Source organism: Sutcliffiella horikoshii (assembly GCF_002157855.1).
Lineage (GTDB): Bacteria > Bacillota > Bacilli > Bacillales > Bacillaceae_I > Sutcliffiella_A > Sutcliffiella_A horikoshii_C.
Genome location: NZ_CP020880.1, coordinates 1,780,443 through 1,804,674 on the forward strand (window position 1 = coordinate 1,780,443; position 24,232 = coordinate 1,804,674).

The window sequence follows — 24,232 nt, forward strand, 5'->3', positions numbered from 1 at the left end:
AATAACTAAAAAGGTCGGTCGGTTTTGCCCGTTTTTTCTAATGGTATTTGAATTTTAACCCATCAAAACTTTCTTTCATTTAACTATGTACCTATAATGGTGTCTGAGGTGACTAACTTATGACTTTATCAATTATGTGGTTCCGCAGAGATTTTCGTTTGCAGGACAATGCTGCCTTATACCACGCGGTAAAGGAAACACAACATAGAAATGAGCCTTTACTGCTTGTATACCATTTAGATCCGGTTTTCACCACAAATGATACACCAAATCACCGCTTTTTCTTTGCTGCGTTGGATCGATTTATTAAACGGTGTGAAAAGCAAGGTATATATATTCATTTAGTGGAGGGAACTTGGCAAGAAGCGTTCAATCGAATTTTGGAACATTTCCCTGAAGTGACATCATTATACTATAACCAAGATGAAGTGGGAGCTGGTCAAAAGCGAGATAAAGAGGTAGATAAGTTCTTTATTAAAAGAGGAATTCGGGTTTCTTCCTATATCGACTACACTATCCACGGTGCTAATGAAGTGAAAAAGCCAGACAATTCCATCTACAAAGTTTTTACTCCCTATTTTAAGAAGTGGATGGCTCAGCCTAAAAGGGATCCTTATATCTTAACAAAAGAAGACCTGACTATAGATAATATCAAAAATGATGCATTGTATTCTAAGGGGCAAAATGTTTTATCAAATCTTATTAAGGTATCAGATCAAGATTTAATTCCGCATGAGGAAGCTGCATTGGAAGTATTAAACTTATTCTTGAAAAAGAAAATTGATGAATATGATCGGTTTAGGGACATCCCTTCAGCTGAAGCGACTTCAAGGTTATCTGTCCATTTAAGGACAGGAACTATTTCAGCCAGGACAGTCTTGTACCATATTCAAGAAAAGCAACAAACATCTTATAGTACAGGAATGGATACATTTATAAAAGAACTGGCATGGCGAGACTTTTACAATATGATTTTTCATTACTACCCTGAGAGTAAAACAAAAGAAATCGATGATAAGTATCAGAAGCTCAAATGGAATGATAATCAAGATCTATTAGATCTATGGAAAAAAGGAAAAACCGGATTTCCCATTGTAGATGCTGGAATGAGGCAATTGGCCGAAGAAGGGTGGATGCATAACCGAATTAGAATGATTAACGCTTCCTTCCTCACTAAAGATTTTTTGATGGATTGGAGATTGGGGGAGAGGTATTTTGAACAGATGTTACATGATTATGATGAAGCATCCAATATTGGAGGCTGGCAATGGGCAGCATCTGTAGGGACGGATGCAGTGCCGTATTTCCGTGTTTTCAATCCTATTACACAATCAATCAGATTCGATACTAAAGGGGAGTATATAAAAAAATACCTTCCAGAGCTAGTGGGAGTTTCCGAAAAAAACATTCATGAGCCTTGGAAAATGGATGACCATGAACAAGAGAAAGCAGGATGTGTGATTGGCAAAGATTATCCGCGACCAGTGGTAGATCATGCTCTACAAAGAAAAAAGGCAATTCAGATGTTTAAGGAATTATAGGGACTATAAAAAACGAGTGGGCAATGTGAGCCCACTCGTTTTTTATATAGATTTAGTTGTTTGGTTGCTTAGTTTAACCTGATTAGTTTTATTTCTAGTTACTAGCATTAAGAAGTAGCTCAATACTCCAAATAAACAAGAGATAATTAAAGCGTGTAAAAGTGCTACAAAGATATTTAAGTTGGTTAGCACAACTAATGCTCCGGTTGTAGCTTGGGAAAGTACTAGAATGGAGCAAATGATCCAGCCAATTTTTATAACAGGCTGATGCTTGTATTTCTTAAAAGCAAGAATCGTGACATATACAATCCACACGACAATTAGTCCGGCCGCAGCTCGGTGTCCCATTTGAATCCATTCATGCATTTGGGTGGGAATCCCCAGTCCGTTCCGTGTACAGCTTGGCCAACTTGGGCATGCTAAGCTTGCGCCAACATGTCTAACTAATGCGCCACTATATACCACCAGATAGCAGTAAACAATAATACCGATAATGTGAAACGACATCCGTCGGTCTACTATCAGCGTTTCAGCATCAAACTTCTTATCTACTTCAAAAATGAGCAGTGTAAGAAGGAAGACGGAGGCAAATGAAATGAGGGAAATCCCAAAATGAAGTGCCAGTACTGCAGATGATTGTCCCCACATAACAGCAGCAGCTCCAATTAGAGCTTGTAAGATTAATACCATAAAGGATAACAGGGCCAAAAATTTTGTCTCTCGCTTATGGCCAATTGCTTTCCAAGCCCAAACTGCTAGAGTAAGAACCATAAGAGCGGCTAATCCTGAAACAATACGGTGACTTAACTCAACAATTAGAGCAAAGTCAATATTGCTTGGAATTAGTTCGCCATGACATAGGGGCCAAGATCTTCCACACCCCATTCCAGAACCGGTTTTTGTAACAAGTGCTCCCCCGATCAGAACAAAAAGCATGACAATGGACGTGCAAACGGCGAACCATTTTAACAATTTATACACTCGATTCACCTTCTCAGAAAGAATTTGTATCTCCCTTATATAAAAAAAGAAACAGAAATGGTAAAATAATAAACGTCCTCCCAATACTACACAATCTTACGGTAATTGACAATATCCTCAAGCAGTTAACAAGGAGGAAATTATTATCGTGAAAAAGGTTGAATAATGGGGTGGAGTTTGCTAGTAATATATAAGGGAAGTTTGTATTTAGCTTCTTCATTAGAGTGAAGAACTTCGACAAATCCTATTATATACCGTTTTATTACGCACGGGTTGCAATCTCTCTAGGTGACACAAATTAGTCATATTTTCTTCAAATATAATTCACAAAGTATTTAGCAAATGTGATTTAATATACAGAGAGAATGTTGCCAAGCACTTGTTGCTCGATATGTGGATAAAACCCGTATTATAGTGTGGTAGTGAAAACGCATTCACATGCTCATTTGTACTTTCAAATGATTGCATTAAGGTTCAAAGGAGGAATATAAATGGCAAATTTGAGGACTTTGGACCAAGCGCCTGCTTCATTATCAGATGAACGTCCTCAAGGTATGGAAGTTGCTCCTTCAAAATGGAAAGACTTCTTAGCGCTAATTAAAATTGGAATTGTAAATTCCAATTTCATCACTACGTTTACCGGCCTCTGGTTAGCTATATATTTTACCCAGACAGATGGTTTTATCGCTAATTTGGATATTGTTCTTTTAACTATGATAGGATCTTCACTGGTAGTTGCAGGTTCCTGTAGTTTAAATAACTATATTGACAGAGATATTGATCATCTCATGTCTCGAACCAAAAACCGCCCTACCGTAACCGGAAGAATGAATCCAAAAGGAGCGCTTTATCTTGGTTTGTTCCTTACAGCAGTAGGAACCATCATCCTAGCTTTTACAACGATTACAGCAGCTGTAATCGGACTTATCGGGGCTTTCACCTATGTGGTTTTATATACAATGTGGTCAAAAAGGAGAAATACGCTTAACACTGTAATAGGAAGTGTGTCGGGTGCGGTGCCTCCGCTTATCGGATGGGCTGCAGTTGACCCGGGACTATCGTTGATTGCCTGGATATTATTTTTCATCATGTTTGTATGGCAAATACCACATTTCCTTGCCATCGCCATCCGAAGGTGCGAGGAATACCGAAATGCAGGCATTCCAATGCTTCCTGTTGTTCATGGCTTTGATATAACAAGAAGACAAATGCTTGTATGGGTTGCCTGTTTATTGCCGCTACCTTTTTGGTTGTTTGACCTTGGAGCGGGATTAATCGTACTTGCGACTCTGTTGAATTTAGGCTGGCTTGCGCTGAGCATAGCCGGTTTCAGGATGAAGGATGGAATGAAATGGGCAACATTAATGTTTGTCTATTCATTAAATTATCTAACTATCTTATTTGTTTCCATGATCATCGTGACCATCTTTTAAGATCAAGGAATATATTTGTACAACAAGAAGAGAGCACGACAGCTATTGCTTATAAAGGGTAGCTGTCTGTTTTCACGCACAACACCTCAAAATTTAAGGGTGAAATTACATAACCTGTGGTATAGTAAACAATGGGTGCGAAATTTGTCCTTTTGAGGTAAAAAGTGTATAGCTGGTATGGTGAAAACCGATTGGCTCTATAATTTGTGATTAGATTCTTTCTCTAAGCTTTGAAGGAATTTATCAATACATTCTACTTCACTCACTAAATATGAAAGAGGGGTTTGATTAGGCTATGAAGAAATGGCTACCTAATTGGCGTATAGTATCACTTTTCAGTGTAATGGCGCTATTCTTAGCAGGCTGTGGTAAACCGTTCTTATCTACACTTCAGCCAGTAGGTGAAGTGGCAGATATGCAAAAATCACTGATTTTGTTAAGCTCAGCAATTATGATTCTTGTAGTAGTTGTGGTTTCTATTATCTTCGTTTACGTTGTGGTGAAATTCCGCCAGCGTAAAGGCGATAAAGAAATAATTCCAAAGCAAGTGGAAGGAAGCCACAAGCTTGAAATCACCTGGACTGTTATTCCGATTTTATTACTTTTAATCTTAGCAGTTCCAACTGTATCTTACACTTTCAACCTAGCTGATGTCAGCGAAATGGATAAGGAAGAGTCTGATGCACTTGTAGTAAACGTTACTGCACATTTGTACTGGTGGGAGTTTGAATACCCAGAGTATGGAGTTGTAACAAGTCAAGACCTTTACGTACCGACAGATGAGAATGTTTACTTCAACTTGGAAGCAAGTCAAGTAAAGCACTCATTCTGGATTCCTTCTGCGGGAGGGAAAATGGATACAAACACGGACAACGTTAACCGTTTCTGGTTGAACTTCGATTCAGAGCGCGTTGGTCAAGCTGAAAACCTATTCCACGGTAAATGTGCCGAGTTGTGTGGGCCTTCCCATGCATTGATGGATTTCAAAGTGAAAACCATGCCTCGTGAAGATTTTGATCAGTGGATTGAAAACATGCAAGGCAAAGAGCATGCTGCAGATACTGATCTTGCGCAAGCTGGTGAAGAAATCTTCAACCAAAGCTGTATCACATGTCACGCGGTTGGTGCAGATGCACAAGCTGATGCTGGGGTTGCACCTAACTTAACAAACTTCGGAGACCGTACTAAAATTGCAGGTATATTAGACCATTCTCCAGCAAATCTGGAAAAATGGTTGAAAAATCCTGAAGAAGTTAAACCAGCAAACTTGATGACAAATACTTACGGTAACTTAAATCAAGAAGAGGTTGACGCTCTTGTTGAATATTTAATGTCATTAAAAGTGGACGAAGAATAGATTTTACAGAAAGGGAGGTTACATTGTGAGTACGTTAGCACAGAAAAAAGGCTTTGGCGCAACAGTATGGGATTACCTGACAACAGTAGACCATAAGAAAATCGCCATCCTTTACCTTATTGCCGGCGGTTTCTTCTTTATCGTCGGTGGCTTGGAAGCGATGTTTATTCGTATCCAGCTGGCAGTACCAAATAATGATTTTTTAGCTGCAGGCCTTTATAATGAAATACTTACTATGCACGGAACAACAATGATTTTCCTGGCAGCTATGCCATTATTGTTTGCGTTTATGAACGCAGCTGTTCCTTTACAAATCGGTGCACGTGACGTTGCATTCCCATTCATCAACGCACTAGGTTTTTGGTTGTTCTTCTTCGGAGGAGTATTCCTGAACATGAGTTGGTTCTTAGGTGGAGCACCTGATGCTGGTTGGACTTCTTATGCATCGCTTTCAATGGCATCTGATGGCCATGGGATTGACTTTTATGCGTTAGGACTTCAAATATCGGGTATTGGTACACTAATTGGTGGTATTAACTTCCTTGTTACAATCATCAACATGCGTGCACCTGGTATGACTTATATGCGTATGCCATTATTCACATGGTCTACGTTTGTAGCATCTGCTTTAATTCTTTTTGCTTTCCCTCCATTAACTGTAGGGTTGGCATTAATGATGTTTGACCGCCTATTCGGAACAGCTTTCTTTGATCCGAACCTCGGTGGTAACACAGTAATCTGGGAGCATTTATTCTGGATTTTCGGACATCCTGAAGTTTACATCTTAATCTTACCGGCATTCGGTATTTTCTCTGATGTATTCTCTACTTTCTCTAAGAAACGTCTGTTCGGATACTCTTCCATGGTATTTGCAACAGTATTAATCGGTTTCTTAGGATTCATGGTATGGGCTCACCATATGTTCACAACAGGTCTTGGACCGATTGCGAACGCAATCTTTGCGGTGGCAACTATGGCAATTGCCGTACCAACTGGTATTAAAATCTTTAACTGGATGTTCACAATGTGGGGCGGACAGTTACAAATCAATACAGCAATGCTTTGGTCAGTAGCATTTATTCCTACTTTCGTACTTGGTGGGGTAACAGGGGTAATGCTAGCTTCAGCTGCAGCTGACTATCAGTACCACGATTCTTATTTTGTAGTAGCTCACTTCCACTACGTAATCGTAGGTGGGGTAGTGTTTGGTCTATTCGCTGGACTTCACTACTGGTGGCCGAAGATTTTCGGTAAAATTCTAGATGAGACTCTAGGAAAGATTACTTTCTGGTTATTCTTTATTGGTTTCCATTTAACATTCTTTATCCAACATTTCCTTGGACTAATGGGGATGCCACGTCGTGTATTCACATTCGGTAAGGATTTAGGTTGGGAACTTGGAAACTTAGTTAGTTCCATTGGTGCTATTTTCATGGCACTTGCAACAGTTGTCTTATTCATTAATATCGTAAAGACTGCTTTAAGCAAGCAGACGGTAGCTGGCGATGCTTGGGGCTATGGCCGTACATTAGAATGGTCCATTCCTTCACCACCACCAGAGCACAACTTTACGCAAACACCACTTGTTCGTGGACTTGATCCGTTATGGGTTGAGAAGATGGAAGGTAAAAAAGGCATGACGCCTGCAGAACCAATCGGAGACATTCATATGCCAAACGGTTCTATTCTTCCGTTCATTATTTCATTAGGTTTATTTATCGCAGCATTTGGTGTTATGTATAGAGCTGATTATTCATGGGGTCTTCCATTGATGATCATTGGTCTATTAGTAACATTTGGTGCCATGTTCTTCCGTTCTATAATTGACGATCATGGATATCATATTCATAAAGAAGATCTTCTTGCTGAAGATGATGACAAGGGGGCGAAGCTATAATGCATACAGAAGAAAAATTCACAGCAGAAACTTTCCCAGCTTCGCCTGAAAAGGCGACCCTTGAAGGCAAAAACAAGTTTTTAGGCTTCTGGCTTTTCCTAGGTGGAGAGACCGTACTTTTTGCTTCATTGTTTGCAACTTATTTAGCTTTAAGTGGACCTGATTCTATTGTTTCTGGTCCGGACCAAAAAGAATTATTTGATTTAGCACTGGTCTTTGCTGCTACGATGATTCTTTTAACAAGTTCTTTAACAAGTGTGTACGCAATGTACCACATGAAAAACTTCAACTTCAAAAAGATGCAATTGTGGATGGGTATCACATGGCTTCTTGGATTATCTTTCTTAATCTTAGAGATCTATGAGTTCAATCATTATATCCATTTAGGCCATACAATTACTAGTAGTGCATTTGGTTCTGCATTCTACGTATTAGTTGGTACTCACGGTGCCCACGTATTCTTTGGTTTACTTTGGATTGGAACTCTTTTAATCCGTAACATGAGACGTGGTTTGGATCTATACAATGCTCCTAAGTTCTATGTAGCATCTCTATACTGGCACTTTATCGACGTTGTATGGTTATTCATCTTTACTGTTGTATATTTAATGGGATTGGTGTGATGACTGATGGCAAATACTCAATCAAATACAGGTAACCCAAAAGTAGACTTAGAATTCCGTCGCAAAAAGAATAAGGAAGAAATGAAATACCAGGTTGTATCCTTCGTATTGATGATTTTCCTTACTCTACTTGCATTCCTTGCAGTAGGAGCAGAGATGTCCAAGTACTTTATCGTACCGTTCATCATCTTGATGGCAATCGTACAGTGTATTTTCCAACTTTACTATTTCATGCATATGAACCATAAAGGGCATGAAACTCCAGCATTATTCTTATATTCTGGATTGGCAGTTGGATTAATTACAATCTTGGCATTTACTACTATCATCTGGTGGTAAAACAAAACAAAAAGGCAGCCCTTAGTGGCTGTCTTTTTGTTTTTTAGGAAATTATAAAATAGATGATGACACCGGAATGAGGACCTCGATGACGAGAATTCAGGAAAAGAGAAGTCCTCATCGCTCGTATGAAGACATCAGTTACGGGAAATCAGGGGGAGAGAAGACCTCATCGCTCGTATGAAGACATCAGTTACGGGAAATCAGAGTCAAGTCCATATTAATGTGTAAAAATAGTTACAATGAGATCTAATGCTAAATGTGTTATGGGGTTATGTTTTCAGGTCTTGTTCTTCTTAAAGGTTTAGGGTGTATTCTTTACCCCCTAGGGGGTAAAATTTTCCCTTTTTATGGCCCAGTCACTGTAAGCGCTTTTTTATTAACAAACATTAATGTGACAGTTCACATAATTCCGTTTAGGGAATTAAAAAACTATTTTACTTAGATATGGTGTATATACTTTGACTTACTCCATTCTTCCTCCATTTTCATCAGTACAGATCCAATTATACGTATTGCAGATTGATCGTTCGGGAAAATTTGAATTACCCTTTCTCTTCTCCTTATTTCCCTATTTACTCTTTCTAGCATATTGGTTGTACGTAAGTGTTTGTGAAGCTCAGCTTTTTGAGAATGAAACTGCATTGCATCTTCAAAGCCAGCATCCAACGTTTCAATTACCTTAGTAAACCCTTTTACTTCGTAATACTTCTCAATAAAGTCGCGCTTCAGTTCTCGGCTCAATTTAATGTTGGATGTTCTAAAGATTTCCTTGAGTTCTGTTTTTGCTTCTGAAGAGTTTTTCTTAGGAAAGGAGTCCATTATATTCCTAAGAAAATGAACACAACACCTTTGCCAAGAGGTTCCTAAAAAGGATTCTTTTATAGCAGCCACTAACCCTGCATGTGCATCAGAAATCACCATCTTAGGTGATTGTATCCCTCTTGATTTTAGGTGATCAAAGAAATTAGACCAACTTTCTTCTGATTCCCCATGGGTAACCCTTAACCCAATAATCTCTCTATGTCCTTCTTCGTTTACACCGCAAGCTATAAGTACTCCTTTTGAAACAACCCTATCGTTCTCACGAACTTTAATATACATGGCATCAACATATATGTATGGATAATAAAGGGTGTTTAGTGGGCGGTTTCTCCACTCATTAACTATTGGATCCAATGATTTAGTGAGGTTAGATACTAGTGATTTAGATACACCTTTTCCACACAGTTCTTCTACAATCTTGGTAACTTTACGAGTTGAGACTCCATTTACAACCATCTCAATCATAGAAAGAATTAGAGCTTGTTCGCATCGCTCATACTTTTGGAATACAGAAGTTGAAAATTCACCATCACGAGTTCGGGGAACCTTTAATGTGAGTGAGCCAGTGCCGGTAATTAATTCTCGTTCATAGTAGCCATTCCGATATCCTCTGCGGTCATCCGTTCTCTCGTGAGAGAGAGCATTAATATATTCGTCCCTTTCTTTCTCCATAAGCGAATTCAATACAAGGGCTAAAGATGCTTTTACCGGGGATCCTAAAGAGCTTTTTTCTACCTCGGCTTTAAGTTGTTCCAAATTTATAGTAATATTAATGTTGGTCATTATCATTGCCTCCGTGTGTGATTGTTTTTCGTCGAACACATTGTAACACGGACATTGATAATGGCCTTTCTTTTTACACAATTATATAGACTTAATCGAAATCAGGGGGAGAGAAGACCTCATCGCTCGTATGAAGACATCAGTTATGGGAATTCAGGAGAAGAGAAGTCCTCATCGCTCGTATGAAGACATCAGTGACGGGAAATCAGGGGGAGAGAAGTTCTCATCGCTCGTATGAAGACATCAGTTACGGGAAATCAGGGGGAGAGAAGTTCTCATCGCCCGTACGAAACCTCAGTGATGGGAATTCAGGAGGAGAGAAGTCCTCATCGCCAATTTAAAGCCCTTAGTGATAAAGGATTTTATTGAAATAATCAAATAGGAGCGCTAAGGGAAGATCCGGCCAAGGTCAATATTTCAAAACTATGCGAAAACCGAGAAAACGTCCCAAGAGATTATGATTTTGGAACGTGGTTTTAGGACGTGCTAGCGATTTTGTTCTTTAGTATAAGGATAGTACTGTTGATTTCCGTTCCAGGCGCTTCGCTTGCCTGCGGGCGGTCCGTGAGCCTCCTCGGCTTCGCCTGCGGGGTCTCACCTGTCCCTTCCTCCCGCGGGCGTCTGCGCGCCTTCCACTCCAATCAACAAGGTTAATTCGTTCACATTAGATCCTATATATAAATAGGCAATTACCTGAGTTTCCTGTAATAGTGATTACACCTCTTTTACCTAATTTATAGCAGTGGATTGGAGCAAATGGCGGAGACTCCAGCGGGGGAGTAACGGTAGGTTGAGACCCTTAAAGCGTTGTGAGGAGGCTCAAGCACCGTCCCGCGGAAAGGAATAGCGGCGATAGACCGACCACATATAGTTCATTTAAAATAGGAACATTGTCTAATTCATGACACTTTCTGTTAATCAGGGGTATCCTTTTTGTATCACATTGAACGAGCTTGGTCTTGTATAGTATAATATGGTTATGCATAGTGAGACAGATTTAAGTCTCGATTAAATTGAGGTGACAGCATAATGATTGGCAACTTGGATATGTTTGGATTCCAAGCTTTATGGAGTCCGTTTTTATTAATTTTCACCATTCTTACCATAGTATTATATTTGTATATAACAGGTAAAGGTAGACACCGCTTCAAGGACTCTGAGGAAATATCAAATAAGCAACGAACATTTTTCCTCATCAGTATGATACTGTTTTACCTTGTAAAAGGATCTCCAGTTGATTTGTTATCTCATTTGATGTTAAGTGCACATATGACGCAAATGGCGATATTATACTTGGTTATTCCGCCTATTTTACTGATGGGTATGCCTGCATGGGTTCTTAGAAAAATCATACATCTTCCGTTAGTAAAGCCGGTGTTCCGCTTTTTCTCAAAACCTCTTATTGCATTATTCGTTTTTAACGTATTGTTCTCTCTTTACCATATTCCAGTCGTATTTGATACGATAAAGGTTGATATGGTATATCATACAGCTTATACATCTGTTATGTTCTTAGGTGCGTTTATCATGTGGTGGCCACTGGTTAATCCACTTCCTGAAGAACAACGACTATCGGGCATCAAGAAGATTGGTTATATCATGGCGGACGGTATGTTATTGACACCTGCTTGTGCCTTGATTATTTTCGCAGATCAGCCTTTATACTCAACGTATTCTGAAATGACGGCATGGTTGGCAGCACTTGCCTTGTGTGTACCGGCAGGAACCTTAAGTGGTCTTGATCTTGGTGGACCAGAGTTGTTCAATGCTTTACCATTGGTAGAAGATCAACAACTCGGCGGTGTTATCATGAAAATCATCCAAGAAATCATGTACGGCAGTATTTTAGCCTATGTATTCTTTGGCTGGGCAAAACGTGAACGAGAAAAAGACGAAATTGACCTAAACAAAGCCATGCACCCCAAAATGGTCGAGTAAAGGAAAAAACAGCAACACTATATGGTTGCTGTTTTTCTATGTAGCATTATTACAAAATAATGAACATTTTATAATCATGTTGATTGATCGTGAAATGTTTCCTAAAATAAAGATGGAATAGAAGTACGAGAGGAGAACAAGATGGATCACTCAATCCCAATTATGCCTACAATAAGTACATTCTTTATTGTACTGAGCGCCATATTTGTCGCGATAGGCTGGTACTTAATTAGCAAACGCAAAATTGAAGCACATAAAAAAGCCATGTTTTTTGCAGCTATCTTCGCCATTATTTTCTTTGTCATCTACGCATCAAGAACAATTTTTGTCGGCAATACCAGCTTTGGAGGACCTGATGACATAAAAGTGTATTATACAATCTTTTTACTTTTCCATATCACCCTTGCTACAATCGGGGCTGTCATGGGAATCATCACCCTATGGACAGGCTACAAAAATAAGCTGGATAAGCATAGAAAACTTGGCCCGATAACCAGTATCATCTGGTTTTCTACCGCCATTACAGGCGTTGCAGTCTATATGCTTTTATATGTAATTTATCAAGGCGGCGAAACAACTTCTGTTTTCAAAGCAATATTAGGCCTATAAGAAACAAAAAGGTGGTTGGACTATTGTCCAACCACCTTTTTGTTTACGTGTTATATTTTAAAATTCATTTTAATAATACCTGCTTCGCGGGCAGAATTAAATGCAATCAATAATAAAGGTCCTACGATGAATCCCAGTATACCAAGGAGTTTTAAACCTAAATACATGGCAATCAAAGTTGCTAGAGGAGAAAGTCCGATATGACTTCCCATAACTTTTGGTTCAACAGTCCTTCTGATGATTAAAAGAACAATGGCCAAAATGGACAATTGTGTACCAAGACCAATATCACCGGTTATAAAATGAAAAATTGCCCATGGTCCCAAGATAACGATGGAACCAATAATAGGGATAAAATCAATTACCCAGATGATGAAAGACATTAATAATGCTACTTCAGGTGCAATAAATAACAATCCAATCAAGCTTGCGAAAAATATAATAACGCTGACAAGGAATTGTGCTTTAAAGAAACCGAATATTACATAAGATAATCTAGAGCTCATAAATTTAACCTTGGCTGCCGTTTCTTCTTTTAAATGTGAATATAGACCTGCCTTTAAGCGAGGCATATCAATTAAAAACAAGAATAGGGCAATCAGGTAGACAAGAAAACTCACCAAATAATTTGGTATGTTTGTGAAGATATTCTTAACATTTTGTATATTAAACAAGTCCGTTAAATATATTCTCAAATCATAAAGAAATTTGTCCACTTGCAAGCTAATTTCAGTCACAAACTCTGGTGGAAGATCTTCAGAAGCATTATTCATATCTAATTGGAAATCACGCCATACCCTATTAACTTCGTTTATGTAAGAAGGGGCATTTTCGACCAAGTTGATGCCTTCTGTAATTACTTTCGTTGTGAGGAAATATCCTATAATCCCGATACTTGTCAGGAATAAAAGAAATACAATGAAAACAGAAAGGTTTCGTTTCAGCTTTGCTCTCGCTTGTAAAAGCCTAACCAGAGGTTCAAGAAACAATGCAGTAATCAAAGCAATGATGATGGGAACCGATACCGGCAATATAAAAAATGCAATTACTGCTATTACAGCAATAATGATTAGTATAAAAAGTGTTCGAATACTAAACAGTGTTGACAATGGATGTCTCCTTTCTAATACCATACTCCTATATTAATTATAGTATGGATTTTATTGAAATAACAGTATGTAGGAAAATAAATATGTGAACGGTTTTTATTTATACATTCTTTTCATTGTAGAAGGGAAAAAGTAAACAAAAGTTAAACAAGCACAGCTTTAGCACAATGGCATACAATAATAAAACCCCTCAGGAGAAAAGGAGGTCTACATGATGTTGGTACTGAAAAAAGGACAGGAAGAGAGGAGTAATATGCTCCTGCAAACGGTTATCGCTATCTGCATATCAGATACTGGTGATTTTAAACTTCTTCCACCACGGTCGGTGGGAAGATTGTATTCAATTTTAATTAGAGACGAAATAAATCGTGCACTGATCCATTATGATGATGAAAATAACCTTAGCATTGACCTTTTTGTTGCCATTGTATACAACAAATGTATTCCGCAAAAATGCAAGGAACTTCAACAATTAATAAAAAATGAAATTGAAATCATTACAGGACAAACGGTATCGGCAATTCACATTTATGTAGACGCAATTTGTGTAAAGTAAATGTCATAAGAAAAAGGTGAAGCTAGGCCTATATGCCAGCGATTCACCTTCAAGAATGTTGCGTTATTTTATAGCATCCATACGTTCTTTAGCTTGTTTTAATAAAGAGGTCGAAGTGGATACGATATTTGATGGGAATGTTTCGCCTTCTCCATACTCCACGCCATGTGGATAGTAATGTTTACCTAATAGAGGTGTCAATAAGTTGATGATAGCATGAGATCCGCCAATATCACCTTCTACAGCATAACCTTGTACACGAAGGTAGAAAATGCCTTCTTTTGTTTCAAATTTACGGTCATAGGTTACTCGCTCATAATCCCACTGACCAGCAAGGTCAAAGCCTAAATCCTCCATAATGTCTGTCAAACGGGATAATTCCACTCTTTCATTTTCAAAGCCTGTATTTTCAATTCTCATGTATGTACACTCCTTTTTCTATCTCTGTGAAACCAAATAAAGTATGCTCCCTGTTAATAATAGTACGAAAGCGGTCAACTTTCAATAAGAGGTTCTCAATCTAGCCGTAGTCCAGCTAAGTTTTTTGGAAAAATTCATGATTTTGTAGAAAATGGTGAACCTAAAGATGTAGAAGATGATACCTTTATCCTCTTCCAAATGGTTGACTGCTATGTATGAAATATAACGGAGGTAGAAATATGCAAACAGTGAGAGATGTTATGACAACGAATGTAGATTTTTGCACGCCATTGGATAATGTTTTTGAAGTGGCTACCAAAATGAAAGACCTAGATGTAGGAGCTATTCCTATTGTGGAAAACGGTGAGCTTTTAGGAATGATTACAGATAGGGATTTAGTTGTTCGGGGGATTGCAGAAAAACATCCAGGTTCTAATCCTGTTACGAATGTAATGAGCGACCATTTAGTAACCATTGGTCCAGATACGTCTATAGCAGAGGCTTCTCATCTTATGTCTGAACATCAAGTCCGAAGATTGCCTGTAGTGGAAAACGGACATCTTGTTGGGATAGTATCCCTTGGTGATTTGGCAGTAAGGGATTACTCAGATGATCAAGCAGGAGATGCGCTTAGCGATATTTCAGAAAAATAACCTTGTTTAGAAAGCATAATATACTGTTGATTTCCGTTCCAGGCGCTTCGCTTGCCTGCGGGCGGTCCGTGAGCCTCCTCAAGCTTCGCCTTCCGGGGTCTCACCTGTCCCTTCCCCCCGCTGGCGTCTGCGCGCCTTCCACTACAATCAACAAGGTAATTTCACTTACCAAAAGATTAAAGAAAGGTATCTTAACGAATTAGTTGGGTTAGGATAAACGTTTATTTAACTTAATTTCTAGCTGTGGAATGGAGCCAATGGCGTAGACTCCTGCGGGGGGTAACGGTTGATTGAGACCCCGCAACGAAGTGAGGAGGCTCAAACATCGTCCCGCGGAAAGCGAAGCCATTTGCGGAATGGAACAGCGGCGAAAAAGCAATAACCAAAGTGTTCAGGAAGGCCGGTTGTTTTTAACCGGTCTTTTTAAATGTGAAAACAAAAGTATTCATTCTACTTTTATAGGGTATAGATAGAATAAATCTACCAATGTCTACTAAAACATAAAAACGTGAATGAAAGTGAATCTAGTAAATATAATGATAGAAAGGGAGGGAAAAAGAGAAATGAGGGGTTTATTCTTCTTGCTATTCATTGCATTTTGTTTATATTTATTTGTAAATGTGGAACCACATGAATTGGAACAGCTTATAAAAGAGCCACCACTCACTGGCCAAATCGCTCCTGAGAAAAGGCAATCTGAAGAACAGGCTTTTGTACAATCTGAAGTACAAATGGGGGAAGATATTGACGGATTAGCATCTTTCATGGGGGAAGAATCCCAAATCTTACTGGACAAGTTAGGTGAACCAGTGAGGAAGGATTTGTCCTCTTATGATTACGAATGGTGGGTTTATAATGAGAATCTGGAGAATTACATGCAATTTGGAGTAAGTGAGGGAAAGATCGTCACTATCTTTACAACTGGCAGTGAAAGTAAAGACGACCTGTTTGAAGTAGGGCAGTCTTACGAAATTCTGAATAATAAATTTAAGTTTACGGATAGTATAACGGTTTCCCATCAAGAAGGGTCTTATCGCTTTCAGTTAAAGCAAGAAGAGTTAGCAACAAGACCTCTTATTAAAGTGGAAGATTTCTATGTGCAGTTATACTTCGACGATTTTGAACAAACACTTTCAAGTATTCGTTATATAGATAGCTCGACACTGATAAAGCAAAGACCTTATGAACTTGTTTATAGAGGTCCTTTAGTGGAACCGAAGGAATTGAGTGAGGATAATTGGGCAAGGGTCGAGGAAGGGGACGCAAGACAGATCATCGACTTTACGAATATTATTAGACATCGCTTTGGTCTTTCACCAGTAGAATGGGACGAAGAAACAGCTGGGGTTGCATACTTACATAGTAAGGATATGAGGGAGGAAGACTATTTTTCCCATACATCTCCCACAAAAGGAACCTTGACGGATAGATTAACAGTAGGGGAAGTTCCATTTCGTTTAGCGGGTGAAAATATCGCAGCAAAATATGTGGACGGAGTTGCTGCGGTTGAAGGCTGGTTAAATAGCGAAGGGCACAGGAATACGCTGTTAAATCCAAGATTCACTCATCTTGGTGTAGGAGTGAAAGAAAAATATTACACTCAGAATTTTATTGAAACCTGGTAGAAAAGCAAAAAAGACAGTCATAGACTTTATGGCTGTCCTTTTTTGTTCATTAAGGTTATTTCCCCTGCGAGAAATAGTTCCCCATCCCATCTTCCAACGATTTGCAATACATCCCCATTAGTATAGGGGGGATGGTGACATTCGGTAATATATGGCTGCTTATACACTACTGTTGTTATTCCCGTATGATTTTGTATGCGACAAGTGGTTTCAAGTATATACATTTTGTGATAAAACCGCTTTTTTTCTGTATGTAAGGAAAGTATCGTCCCTTCTACTCTAGCTTCAGAAGGTACCATTGAAACATTCTTCCACCGTTCTTTCTGTTTTTTTGCCTCTTTAATTGTAATCCAATAAAAATAACCAATAAGAATAGGAATAACGATGGCAGTAACCATTCTATCCTTCCTCTCTAGATTCTTTTAGGAATTACAAAGAAACTGCCTGTAGCATGGGCAATCAGTACACCGTCACTTCGGTAAACTTTGCCTTCCATGACCAATAATTTTGAACCTTTGTGAATCACAGAAGCCACACAAGTAAAATGATCTCCTACGCCTTTTGCAACGTAATTTACTTTCATTTCAGTTGTAACTGCAGCTTTGTCATCAGGAATTAATTTGAAAGCAAGAGTCCCCATTGCAGAATCCAGCAATGTGGCTGTTAAACCTCCATGTAAAATATCTAAAGAGTTCTGTAACAATTCAGTATTTGGTATGGTCATGGTTAATGTATCCGGCTCTTGAAACTCGCTGTTGATTTCCATAAGTGCGCCGATATGTGTGCCGTTTGAACCATTTCTTTTGCGCTCAAGGCTCTTTAAATATAAGGAAGCAACCTGTTGTTCCTCCTCAGTAGCGTCTGTTAAAAAGGCATTCCACTGTTGCTTGATATCCATAACTCTGTCCTTCTTTCTCGAAAAGTCTACCTACATCTTAACAAGGGTGGGCAAGGAAGAAAAGAAAAATAGGCGAACGCTTTTACTTTTTCGAAATAAAATAAACTAGGCATATTAACGAGAGAGGGGTGAGAGAATGGCAACCAAACAAAAACATCCTAGCATTGAAAAGTTCAAAGAATTTGTAAAAAAACATCCAAAGCTTTCTCAAGAAGTTAAAAGCAAGAAAAAGACATGGCAGGAACTATTTGAAGAATGGTACTTATTAGGGGAAGAGGACGAAAGTTGGAAAAGTTTCCGTGATGAGGAGACACAAGAAGGTACAACAGAAAAAACAACCAAATCCACTGATGTTATTCCTCAACTGCTGCAATCAATAAAAAAAATGGATATGAACCAGATGCAATACCATCTGACAAATGTCAATTCTGCTATAGGGAATATTCAGCAGTTAATTTCACAGTTCATTCCGAATTCAACAAAAGGCAGTTCCCCGACTCAGGGTGTGAAAAATCCTTTTTCGTTTCGAAAAGATTAGGAATGGATGAGACATATGAGAAAAGACGTCTATGAGTATATCCAAAAAAAGAAAACGTTAAAAAGCTACTTAAGAGAACAGCCGATTTGGTATCGAACCTTAACTAGAAACCCAGAAAAGCTCAATGATTTTGAGTTGTCTTCCATGCACTATTATAAACAGACTATCCCCCATAAAGTGGAGAAATTCCAAAACTCTGTTCAAATGGCTTCCATGATGGTTCATATGTTTCAGACAATGAAGAACATGGACTAAACTCCACATCAAGCGCACCGCTTTTTAGCGGGCGTTTTTTTTTCTTATTCGAATAGAATATATACTCCTTTCTCACACTATAGAAAAAGCTATGAGAGAAAGGAGCAAAAAAATGAAGAAATCAATGATAATAATAATATGCCTCGTCACACTCGCGCTTGGAGGTTGTAAAGAAGAGCAGCAAAAGCCTGAAAGCGAAGGTGTATCAGGGGGAGAAGTGATGGAGGTCCTTTCCACACATACAACGTCAGATAAGAAAGACATCTCCATGACCATTCATCATACAGTCAAAGGTCAGGACATCTATTTAGAATGTATTATTACTCCAAATTTCGAATTTAAAGAGAGCAGAGAGACTAAAAAACAAGGGGAAGGCCAAGTAGTTGTGTACCTGGATAATAAAAAATGGGGCAACTTCGCTAAAGGGGCATTCATTCTTAAAGACGTACCAAGAGGTAAACATAACTTAACGGTCAAATTGCTGCATAATGACTTGACGGAATATGGAATCGAACAGACAATCCAAGTAGAAATTTAATCCCCCCTTAGGGTATTATACATCTCTAGAAAAACATGGTATGATGGATTTGGAGGTGTATACGATGATGATTGCTACTTTTGAGCATGTTCAAATGGTTGAAAAAGCGGAAGAATTAGCGAAAATGATCTGGCAGTCCGAACTTGCGGAAGATTATCATCGCTGTTTAAATAATTTACAACATGACGAAGAAGCACAGAAGCTTATCCGTGCATTCGATTCTATAAAAGAAAAATATGAGGAAGTTCAACGTTTCGGGAAATATCATCCCGATTACCGTAAAGTAACCCTCGAAACTCGTGAGTTGAAACGTAAAGTGGATCTCCACGAAACCATTCACGCTTTTAAACAAGCGGAAGATGCCATTCAAAAAACACTGGATGAAATAAGTGTGATGATAGGGCAGGCCGTATCGACAAATGTCAAGGTTCCAACAGGAAACCCATTCTTCGATTCCATGTCAAGCTGCGGTGGCGGCTGCGGCTCAGGCGGCGGCTGTGGATGTAAAGCAAGCTAAACCCAACAAGAAGCTGCAAAAACTGCAGCTTCTTTTTTGAATAAGAAAATTTATAGCTGTTGATTGGAGCAAATGGCGAAGACTCCTGAGGGAGATAGCGGTAGCTTGAGACCCCGCAGGCTTGCCGAGGAGGCTCTCGTCAGCCCCTAGGAAAGCGAAGCCATTTTGCGGAAATCAACTGCGGCGGATAGCCAATCAACTAAATTATTTAACTCTTAACCGAATGCAATCATCACAAAGGTTGCCACAACAGAACATCTTTTCTTGAGGTACATAAAAGCGGTGTCTGTAAACAAAAAGACCTTTATCTCTTCGCACAAAATGCGTTTCCACCGTTACTTTCTTCTTATGCATCGCTATCTTTGAACAAACACCAATAAAGGATCTGCCCTTTTCCTCCCAACCAGAAATATGTTCAGGATCAACCTCTACATATAGAAAAGGAATACCAGCTACATGTTTTCTGAAACAGCAAATGACTATATCATGTTTATTTAGTTCTTCTAAAAACACATCCCAAATCTGTTCCAGCTCCATGGAAAACGCCCTTTCTTTCTATTTAATGATCGAAATATTCCCTAATTGGTGTGCTTAAAGTATGTCATAATATTTCCATTCATGCTAAACTATAATAAAAACGTGGATCAATCTTCTTAAAGGGGTAAAATATATGCTATCACAAAGACAAGGCATTGTAGTGTGGCTCCATTCATTGAAGCAAGCCAAGCTGCTCAGGCGCTATGGAAATGTCATCTATATATCTAAAAAATTGAAATATGTTCTGTTCTACTGTAACAGTGAGGATACAGAAGTATTAGTGGAAAAGCTAAATAGGCAATCGTATGTAAAAAAGGTAGAAGTTTCTCATAAGCCTTCCATTAAAACTCATTATGAAAACTCCAGACCGGACAAAGCAAAAGAGTATGACTATAAGATGGGCTTATAAAAAAAGCAGTACAAACTTAAGTAATTAGGTTTTGTACTGCTTTTTTTTATTAACTAAAGATGTCCGACACTGATATGTTTCATGATTACCTTAAAGCGGGAATATAATGATTTAACCGCAATATTCCAATTAAATAGTGAAAGTAAAGCTCTTTCTCTGCGAAGACTTCAGTAGGTTTTACTTCGAATTGAATGATTTCCTTATCTAACTCTTTTGCCAAAGCTTGAAAAAGATCAGCGCGTTTATTCGGTTGGAATTGGTGGTTCGGAATTCCTTCCAAACTGATGTAAAGAGCTTGGAAATCACCAGGGTTTGTTGGTTTCATCACAACAACAAAAGATGATAGTTTTCGTTCATTTTTCACTGTATGGAGCATGATAAGATGTTGCAGTCTATTTTTATTACTTCTTGCCAGCTCCATAAGTTCATATATATCAGAGTAGCCTTCCCCGAGTTCTATAAATCGTTGTATCATGTTACTTCTCCTCTCAACGTGCTTTACTCAAACATACTTTACCATGTTCCATTTGAAAATTGAAGAGAATATAATGCTTGAAGGAGGTATGCCGATGCTTTGGTTCACCTTGATTCTAATAGCAGGTTTGATCATTTTGTATATTCATGACCATTTTTACGGGAAGAACGTTTCCCCGTCCAATAAGGGTCTACCTATTAAAGGGATGTTGGTAACAGGGATTTTATACTATCTTGTTCAAGAAGGTCTCTTAACCAAGGAAGAAGAAAAAGAATTAGAAGAAAGCAGTCTCGAAGAATTAGAAGGCTATGTTTCAGAGAAGGGCATCCTGAACCAGGACGAATGGGGAGAACTATGTTTATACCAATGTGAGACAAATGAGAATGTGTTTGATCTCGACATGCCAACATAATTATCTAACAAAAAAACCCTGCTCGGATGTCCGGGCAGGGTCCTTCCATCCCTTGAAACTAATCAAGGTTAAGAAGGCAAAGGGAGAGGAGAAACCGGAGGAAGAACTTATGGGGAAACGTAAGTCTTCTCCGCGGTTGGCAACAACATCACACGAAAGGATGTTGTTAACAATAAGTATGAACCAAAAGGTGTAATGCTATACACAATTGATAAAACTAAAATTGCGCCCGAGAAATGCTTTTGAAATTCATGTCGAATATGATAGGATATTGTTGATTGGTAATTTCGAAACAAAGTATGGTGAGAAAATGAGAGTAGTTTCAGGGAAATGGAAAGGTCGACAATTGAAAGCGGTTCCGGGAATGAATACGAGACCGACGACAGATAAAGTGAAAGAGTCCGTGTTTAATATGATTGGACCTTATTTTGACGGAGGTTTGGCGCTTGACCTATTTGGCGGGAGTGGATCTCTGGGTATAGAGGCGTTAAGCCGCGGAGTGGACAAGGTGATTTTTGTCGACAAGGATGGAAAAGCCATCCAGACAATCAAGCAGAATATAGAAGCTTTTCAAGTAGGGGAGCAGGTTGAAGTTTATCGAAACGATGCTGTCAGAGCATTAAACGCTTTAAAAAAGCGTGAAATCAAATTTGACTTAATCTTATTAGATCCCCCGTATAAGAAACATAACTTAGAAGAATTAATACATAAAATAAGCGAATATGAACTTCTGGAACAAAACGGACTAATTATGGCAGAACATAGCAATGAAGTGGAGTTGCCTGAAACACTTGGTGCGTTCCAGAGAACAAGAAAGGAAGTCTATGGGTTGACGGTCATCTCCGTTTACCACCATAGCAGTGGAGAAAAAGGGGGAGAATGACGTGGCAAGTGTAGCAGTTTGTCCGGGAAGTTTTGATCCGGTTACTTTTGGGCATCTAGATATCATCAAAAGAGCTTCAAAAGTATTTGATAAGGTGTATGTTTGTGTATTGAACAACTCATCTAAGAAACCACTATTTACTGTTGATGAGCGGGTTGATATGATCAAGCAGGTGACTAAAGAGTTTGGAAATGTAGAAGTAGAAGAATTCCATGGCTTGCTTATTGATTATGCACACAGCAAGAATGCCAGTTCTATAGTCAGAGGATTGCGTGCTGTTTCTGATTTTGAATATGAAATGCAAATTACATCTATGAACAGGGTGTTAGATGAAAGTATTGAAACATTATTCATGATGACCAACAACCAGTACTCATTTTTAAGCTCAAGCATTGTGAAGGAAGTAGCGAAATACAATGGATCCGTTTCAGAATTAGTTCCGCCGACAGTGGAAGCGGAACTGAAAAAAAAGTTTACTAATAAAGATTAAACTAAAAGCTCTTATGAAAGATTTATTTAATTTTCATAAGAGCTTTTTTCTTTGTCTTAATTTAAGCATGTTCGTTTTTAACTGCTCCTCTTAACAGAAGCAACAGGTATATCCATAACATTGTAATCGTAAATATCGGACCATATGTCTGAAACAGACCAAAGGCGGTTTCCCAAAAACCTTCAGGCAAATATGGTGAAAAGACAGGAAGCTCTCCGTCAGCTGTTTCAAACCCTTTTAACTTTTGATTTAACGGGTGCCATAGAATAAAAGTAATGACTGCTGCAAAGATACCATGCAGGATACGGGCAAGAAAAAAAGGTTTAAAGCGAATATCAGACTCCGCCAGAATGCTTGCAACCTGTGCTTGAACGGAAAATCCACTGAAAGCGAGGAAAAAGCTTGTCACGATAATCTGTTCCATTAGACTGACCCCTGAAATTTCACTTGTCAGTTTTCCGCCAAGCGTTATTTCAAACAGGCCTGAAATGAGAGGATAACTAAGATCTTTTGAAATATCGAAAATTCCAAGTAAAACACTGATAATGGCTGCAAGTATTGCTGTAACAGAAAATAAGGAAAGCATGCTGTTTAACACCGAAAAGAGGATCAAGAATCCCCCCACCATTAATAGTGTCTGAACAGAGGACAATACCGCATCTCCAAGTAGCTTGCCAATAGGCTTATTGTTTTTTAGACGCGTTTTGTGTAATTCAGAAAAGGCTCTTCTGATGGAAACTTTTTGAGGGGTTCTAGAAAGGTCTTCTTGACGCTTGGAAACATAGTAAGGACCATAAAATCGCATAATTAAACCGACACAAATATTTCCTAAATAATGGGCCGCAGCAAGTATAATCCCGACCTTAGGATTGTGGAAAAAGCCAACAGCTATAGCACCAAAAATAAATAGTGGATTTGATGAATTGGTGAAGGAAACAAGGCGTTCGCCCTCGATTTGTGTAATTTGGTTTTCCTGACGCAGTCTCACTGTTAATTTCGCTCCAGAAGGATAACCCGACGCCATTCCCATTGCCCATACAAAACCTCCGACTCCAGGCACCCTGAAGAGTGGTCGCATTAATGGCTCTAGTATAACGCCGATAAAAGCCACAACCCCAAATCCGATCAGCAGCTCACTGATTATCAAAAAAGGTAAAAGAGAGGGGAATACTATATCCCACCACATATTAAGTCCCCTTACACTTGCTTGAAAAGAAGCTTGAGGGTTAAGAATAAGGGATAGTGTAAGCAGGGAAATAATAATAGCAAAAATAACTGTCTTGACTTTCGAATAGTCCAACCGATTAACCCCCTTCATAAGCATATAAAACAAGTAATATATCCACTACTTCAAATTAAGAATTAGCTCTCCATTTCTTTTTTGTACAAGAATGAATGGGTTTTTGTTAGAATAATAATAATTACCCCTTAATTGGCAACCAGGTTTGTCCCGTCACCTTACCTTTCAATATACGTAAAAGGGATGGTGGAATAGAACCTAAAATGACCCAAGTCTTCACAGTTTGTTCACCAAGAAAAAGGATTAGCGTATGATACATTATAGGAATCAAAGGATAATGGTATAGGACTT

The 24,232-nt window shown here is 38.7% G+C and carries 29 protein-coding genes; 20 read left to right on the forward strand and 9 right to left on the reverse strand.

Features of this window, described 5'->3' with window-relative positions:
* Positions 1-119 precede the first annotated feature (119 nt).
* A complete protein-coding gene (locus tag B4U37_RS09240) occupies positions 120-1,541 on the forward strand; it encodes a cryptochrome/photolyase family protein (protein ID WP_088018004.1) in 1,422 nt (473 codons plus the stop codon).
* A 42-nt stretch (positions 1,542-1,583) separates the two neighbouring features.
* Here B4U37_RS09240 and B4U37_RS09245 read toward each other — a convergent pair whose 3' ends face one another.
* Positions 1,584-2,522, reverse strand: a complete 939-nt coding sequence (locus tag B4U37_RS09245; RefSeq protein WP_157663756.1) for a COX15/CtaA family protein — start codon at positions 2,520-2,522, stop codon at positions 1,584-1,586.
* 491 nt (positions 2,523-3,013) lie between these two features.
* Between B4U37_RS09245 and cyoE the strand changes: the two genes are divergently transcribed.
* The 5 genes from cyoE to ctaF all read left to right on the forward strand — a co-directional run bounded on the left by cyoE (position 3,014) and on the right by ctaF (position 8,171).
* Positions 3,014-3,955, forward strand: coding sequence for a heme o synthase (cyoE, locus tag B4U37_RS09250; RefSeq protein ID WP_088018007.1), 942 nt, complete (start codon positions 3,014-3,016; stop codon positions 3,953-3,955).
* Between the two features lie 295 nt (positions 3,956-4,250).
* Positions 4,251-5,312: a cytochrome c oxidase subunit II gene (gene coxB / locus B4U37_RS09255; protein ID WP_088018009.1), complete on the forward strand. Its 1,062-nt coding sequence runs from the start codon at positions 4,251-4,253 to the stop codon at positions 5,310-5,312.
* Positions 5,313-5,337: 25 nt separating this feature from the next.
* On the forward strand, positions 5,338-7,209 hold the full coding sequence (gene ctaD / locus B4U37_RS09260) for a cytochrome c oxidase subunit I (RefSeq protein ID WP_088018010.1): 1,872 nt from the start codon (positions 5,338-5,340) through the stop codon (positions 7,207-7,209).
* The gene (locus tag B4U37_RS09265; RefSeq protein WP_010193000.1) at positions 7,209-7,832 is read left to right on the forward strand and encodes a cytochrome (ubi)quinol oxidase subunit III; all 624 of its coding nucleotides are present in this window, start codon (positions 7,209-7,211) and stop codon (positions 7,830-7,832) included. The genes ctaD and B4U37_RS09265 overlap by 1 nt, the downstream gene beginning before the upstream one ends.
* 6 nt (positions 7,833-7,838) lie before the next feature.
* Positions 7,839-8,171, forward strand: coding sequence for a cytochrome c oxidase subunit IVB (ctaF, locus tag B4U37_RS09270; RefSeq protein ID WP_010192999.1), 333 nt, complete (start codon positions 7,839-7,841; stop codon positions 8,169-8,171).
* A 441-nt stretch (positions 8,172-8,612) separates the two neighbouring features.
* Here the strand turns inward: ctaF and B4U37_RS09275 are convergent, their stop codons facing one another.
* Entirely contained in the window at positions 8,613-9,779 is a 1,167-nt protein-coding gene (locus B4U37_RS09275; RefSeq protein ID WP_088016864.1) for an IS256 family transposase, read from the reverse strand.
* Positions 9,780-10,013: 234 nt separating this feature from the next.
* Between B4U37_RS09275 and B4U37_RS22550 the strand changes: the two genes are divergently transcribed.
* The 3 genes from B4U37_RS22550 (at position 10,014) to B4U37_RS09285 (ending at position 12,326) form a co-directional block, all read left to right on the forward strand.
* Positions 10,014-10,148, forward strand: coding sequence for a hypothetical protein (locus B4U37_RS22550; protein ID WP_281252780.1), 135 nt, complete (start codon positions 10,014-10,016; stop codon positions 10,146-10,148).
* A 660-nt stretch (positions 10,149-10,808) separates the two neighbouring features.
* Positions 10,809-11,717 carry a cytochrome c oxidase assembly factor CtaG gene (gene ctaG, locus B4U37_RS09280; RefSeq protein ID WP_088018011.1) on the forward strand — a complete coding sequence of 303 codons (909 nt, stop codon included), beginning with the start codon at positions 10,809-10,811 and terminating at the stop codon, positions 11,715-11,717.
* A 141-nt stretch (positions 11,718-11,858) separates the two neighbouring features.
* Complete coding sequence (locus B4U37_RS09285; RefSeq protein ID WP_088018013.1) at positions 11,859-12,326, forward strand: DUF420 domain-containing protein; 468 nt, start codon at positions 11,859-11,861, stop codon at positions 12,324-12,326.
* Positions 12,327-12,376: 50 nt separating this feature from the next.
* Here the strand turns inward: B4U37_RS09285 and ytvI are convergent, their stop codons facing one another.
* On the reverse strand, positions 12,377-13,435 hold the full coding sequence (gene ytvI / locus B4U37_RS09290; protein WP_088018015.1) for a sporulation integral membrane protein YtvI: 1,059 nt from the start codon (positions 13,433-13,435) through the stop codon (positions 12,377-12,379).
* A 211-nt stretch (positions 13,436-13,646) separates the two neighbouring features.
* On the opposite strand from ytvI, the gene B4U37_RS09295 reads away from it, so the two are divergent.
* Positions 13,647-13,991, forward strand: coding sequence for an Asp23/Gls24 family envelope stress response protein (locus tag B4U37_RS09295; RefSeq protein ID WP_088018016.1), 345 nt, complete (start codon positions 13,647-13,649; stop codon positions 13,989-13,991).
* A 63-nt stretch (positions 13,992-14,054) separates the two neighbouring features.
* On the opposite strand, the gene B4U37_RS09300 is transcribed toward B4U37_RS09295, so the two are convergent.
* Positions 14,055-14,411, reverse strand: coding sequence for a YugN family protein (locus B4U37_RS09300; RefSeq protein WP_010192994.1), 357 nt, complete (start codon positions 14,409-14,411; stop codon positions 14,055-14,057).
* 239 nt (positions 14,412-14,650) lie between these two features.
* On the opposite strand from B4U37_RS09300, the gene B4U37_RS09305 reads away from it, so the two are divergent.
* Together B4U37_RS09305 and B4U37_RS09310 are read left to right on the forward strand one after the other, a co-directional pair.
* Positions 14,651-15,064 carry a CBS domain-containing protein gene (locus B4U37_RS09305; RefSeq protein WP_088018017.1) on the forward strand — a complete coding sequence of 138 codons (414 nt, stop codon included), beginning with the start codon at positions 14,651-14,653 and terminating at the stop codon, positions 15,062-15,064.
* A 563-nt stretch (positions 15,065-15,627) separates the two neighbouring features.
* Positions 15,628-16,689 (forward strand): CAP domain-containing protein, encoded by a 1,062-nt coding sequence (locus tag B4U37_RS09310; protein WP_088018018.1) that lies wholly within the window; start codon positions 15,628-15,630, stop codon positions 16,687-16,689.
* 26 nt (positions 16,690-16,715) lie between these two features.
* On the opposite strand, the gene B4U37_RS09315 is transcribed toward B4U37_RS09310, so the two are convergent.
* Positions 16,716-17,087 carry a hypothetical protein gene (locus B4U37_RS09315; RefSeq protein ID WP_088018019.1) on the reverse strand — a complete coding sequence of 124 codons (372 nt, stop codon included), beginning with the start codon at positions 17,085-17,087 and terminating at the stop codon, positions 16,716-16,718.
* A gap of 14 nt (positions 17,088-17,101) precedes the next feature.
* Complete coding sequence (locus B4U37_RS09320) at positions 17,102-17,587, reverse strand: PaaI family thioesterase (RefSeq protein ID WP_088018020.1); 486 nt, start codon at positions 17,585-17,587, stop codon at positions 17,102-17,104.
* Between the two features lie 136 nt (positions 17,588-17,723).
* Here B4U37_RS09320 and ylbD point away from each other — a divergent pair, with 136 nt between their 5' ends.
* From ylbD to B4U37_RS09340, 4 genes are all read left to right on the forward strand, one after another.
* Positions 17,724-18,125: a YlbD family protein gene (ylbD, locus tag B4U37_RS09325; protein ID WP_088018022.1), complete on the forward strand. Its 402-nt coding sequence runs from the start codon at positions 17,724-17,726 to the stop codon at positions 18,123-18,125.
* A 15-nt stretch (positions 18,126-18,140) separates the two neighbouring features.
* Complete coding sequence (locus B4U37_RS09330) at positions 18,141-18,380, forward strand: YlbE-like family protein (RefSeq protein WP_088018023.1); 240 nt, start codon at positions 18,141-18,143, stop codon at positions 18,378-18,380.
* Positions 18,381-18,492: 112 nt separating this feature from the next.
* A complete protein-coding gene (locus B4U37_RS09335; RefSeq protein WP_088018024.1) occupies positions 18,493-18,918 on the forward strand; it encodes a hypothetical protein in 426 nt (141 codons plus the stop codon).
* Between the two features lie 67 nt (positions 18,919-18,985).
* Complete coding sequence (locus tag B4U37_RS09340; protein ID WP_088020224.1) at positions 18,986-19,435, forward strand: YlbF/YmcA family competence regulator; 450 nt, start codon at positions 18,986-18,988, stop codon at positions 19,433-19,435.
* A gap of 204 nt (positions 19,436-19,639) precedes the next feature.
* Here B4U37_RS09340 and B4U37_RS09345 read toward each other — a convergent pair whose 3' ends face one another.
* Entirely contained in the window at positions 19,640-19,972 is a 333-nt protein-coding gene (locus B4U37_RS09345; protein WP_088018025.1) for a hypothetical protein, read from the reverse strand.
* 133 nt (positions 19,973-20,105) lie between these two features.
* Between B4U37_RS09345 and B4U37_RS09350 the strand changes: the two genes are divergently transcribed.
* Complete coding sequence (locus tag B4U37_RS09350) at positions 20,106-20,381, forward strand: YlbG family protein (protein WP_010193017.1); 276 nt, start codon at positions 20,106-20,108, stop codon at positions 20,379-20,381.
* An 85-nt stretch (positions 20,382-20,466) separates the two neighbouring features.
* Here the strand turns inward: B4U37_RS09350 and B4U37_RS09355 are convergent, their stop codons facing one another.
* On the reverse strand, positions 20,467-20,856 hold the full coding sequence (locus B4U37_RS09355) for a DUF7147 family protein (RefSeq protein WP_088018026.1): 390 nt from the start codon (positions 20,854-20,856) through the stop codon (positions 20,467-20,469).
* Between the two features lie 94 nt (positions 20,857-20,950).
* Between B4U37_RS09355 and B4U37_RS09360 the strand changes: the two genes are divergently transcribed.
* The 3 genes from B4U37_RS09360 (at position 20,951) to coaD (ending at position 22,641) form a co-directional block, all read left to right on the forward strand.
* Positions 20,951-21,268 carry a hypothetical protein gene (locus B4U37_RS09360; RefSeq protein WP_088018027.1) on the forward strand — a complete coding sequence of 106 codons (318 nt, stop codon included), beginning with the start codon at positions 20,951-20,953 and terminating at the stop codon, positions 21,266-21,268.
* 310 nt (positions 21,269-21,578) lie between these two features.
* Positions 21,579-22,151: a 16S rRNA (guanine(966)-N(2))-methyltransferase RsmD gene (gene rsmD / locus B4U37_RS09365; RefSeq protein ID WP_088020226.1), complete on the forward strand. Its 573-nt coding sequence runs from the start codon at positions 21,579-21,581 to the stop codon at positions 22,149-22,151.
* A 1-nt stretch (position 22,152) separates the two neighbouring features.
* Positions 22,153-22,641, forward strand: coding sequence for a pantetheine-phosphate adenylyltransferase (coaD, locus tag B4U37_RS09370; protein ID WP_010193023.1), 489 nt, complete (start codon positions 22,153-22,155; stop codon positions 22,639-22,641).
* A 61-nt stretch (positions 22,642-22,702) separates the two neighbouring features.
* Here the strand turns inward: coaD and ylbJ are convergent, their stop codons facing one another.
* Entirely contained in the window at positions 22,703-23,959 is a 1,257-nt protein-coding gene (gene ylbJ, locus B4U37_RS09375; protein WP_034774366.1) for a sporulation integral membrane protein YlbJ, read from the reverse strand.
* Positions 23,960-24,232: the final 273 nt, after the last annotated feature.